The 1,808-nt window shown below is 45.7% G+C and carries 3 protein-coding genes and 1 rRNA gene; all 4 read left to right on the top strand.

Going from position 1 to position 1,808, the window contains the following annotated elements:
• The first annotated feature begins 4 nt into the window (after positions 1 to 4).
• A 5S ribosomal RNA gene (gene rrf / locus FTU71_RS14455) occupies positions 5 to 119 on the top strand.
• Between the two features lie 181 nt (positions 120 to 300).
• A complete protein-coding gene (locus FTU71_RS14450; RefSeq protein WP_154320783.1) occupies positions 301 to 684 on the top strand; it encodes a transposase in 384 nt (127 codons plus the stop codon).
• Positions 681 to 1,016 (top strand): IS66 family insertion sequence element accessory protein TnpB, encoded by a 336-nt coding sequence (gene tnpB / locus FTU71_RS14445; RefSeq protein ID WP_180112126.1) that lies wholly within the window; start codon positions 681 to 683, stop codon positions 1,014 to 1,016. The genes FTU71_RS14450 and tnpB overlap by 4 nt, the downstream gene beginning before the upstream one ends.
• Positions 1,017 to 1,090: 74 nt before the next feature.
• The coding region (locus FTU71_RS14440) for an IS66 family transposase zinc-finger binding domain-containing protein (RefSeq protein ID WP_180112125.1) at positions 1,091 to 1,808 on the top strand (718 nt) is incomplete at its 3' end.

Here is a 1,808-nt window from a genome sequence, read left to right as displayed (position 1 = left end):
TTGTGCTGGCGACCATAGCAAGAGTGAACCACCTGATCCCTTCCCGAACTCAGAAGTGAAACCTCTTCGCGCTGATGGTAGTGTGGGGTTACCCATGTGAGAGTAAGTCATCGCCAGCTCATTATTCAAAGCCCCCTTGACATAAACGTCAAGGGGGCTTTTTTATACGGAAAGGAAAATATTAAGAAGAAAAGTAGAAGAAAGAAGTTTAAAAGTAAGCATCCGGCTAACACAGCCTTACCAAGCGATCCTATAAGCCTTAATTTAGTTCCCACCTAAAAACAAGTGGGGACTTAATCCATGAACATGGATATATATTCAGCAACACCTCCTGTTGCTAAAAAACGCAGAACATACAGCAAAGAATTCAAACTCAGTATTGTCAATGCCTGTAAAAATCCTAATACCTCGATCGCTTCGGTCGCACTGCAACATAGTATTAATGCCAACCTTGTCAGTCGTTGGATCAGGATCTTCAGCCATCATGAGGGTGCCGTGCAGGATCCTACTCATGTGAATCCAGCATTTATTGCTTTGCCTTACACTGCTGAAATCAGCCAACCTATTGATGAGAGGATCACGTTGTGTATCACCGTGCCTCATACGAATAATGATATTCAGCTAAAATGGCAGACATCAGAAATACCTGTCTTGGCAGAATTACTCAAGGCACTTGCAACATGATCCGCATTGATGAAATCTGGTTGTCTACTCAGCCCATGGACATGCGTGCAGGTATGGATACGACCATGGCTCAGGTGGTGAGAGCCTTTGGCTACATCAAACCGCATTGTGCTTACCTGTTCTGTAATAAACGTGGCCATCGCATGAAAGTGTTGGTACATGATGGACTGGGCATCTGGCTGTGTGCCCGGCGGCTGGAACAGGGCAAATTTCACTGGGCTCAAGTTAACCAAGGTGAAACCGTGGCCCTCAGCCCGGAACAGTTACAGGCACTGATCCAAGGTTTGCCCTGGCAGCGCATTGGACGACAGCAGGTGGTGACGATGCTTTAAACCAGGCTGTTCCATTCTGCTATTCTCCAAACGTTCTATTTCATTCTTCTCATGACCTCAGGCATACTGCGGTCATGAATACGCTGCCTGACTTAAGCCAACTGACCCATGAACAACTGCTGGAATTCACCAGACAGTTGGCAATGCAGCATCAGTCTCTAGCACAATCTAAACAACAACTGGAACAATCAAATCAGCAATTAGATGCCAGAGTTCAACATCTTGAAGTCACCAATCAGCAATTAGATTCTAAAGTTCAACATCTTTCTATTCTCAATCAAAAATACGAGCATGAACTCGCACTATTTAAACAGCACAAATTCGGCAGTAAAAACGAACATCTCACTGCAAAACAAATCCACCTGTGGGATGAAGCGGTTGAAGAAGATATTGCCGCGGTTGATCTAGAACTGGAACGGCTAAATGCAGATAAAACCGATGCAGTGACACACAAAGCCACAGTCAACAAACCTAAACGTCGACCACTGCCAGATCATCTACACACCATCCGTATTGAGCATGAACCTGCATCAACCCAATGCAGTTGTGGCTGCCAGTTACGTCGTATCGGCGAAGATGTCAGTGAAAAACTGCATTTCAGACCGGCACAGTTCTACAAGGAACAGCATGTGCGTGGTAAATGGGTCTGTGATCAGTGTGACACTCTGACTCAGCAAGCGATGCCTGCCTATGTGATTGATAAAGGCATTGCTTCACCTGAACTGCTCAGCCATGTGCTGGTATCGAAGTATGCCGATCATTTGCCGCTGTACCGTCAACGTCTGATCTATC

The sequence above is a fragment of the Acinetobacter sp. YH12136 genome, from assembly GCF_013418545.1.
In the GTDB taxonomy this organism is placed as follows: domain Bacteria; phylum Pseudomonadota; class Gammaproteobacteria; order Pseudomonadales; family Moraxellaceae; genus Acinetobacter; species Acinetobacter towneri.
Note: the sequence above shows the minus strand (reverse complement) of the source record. Positions and strands in the feature narration are given on the sequence as shown.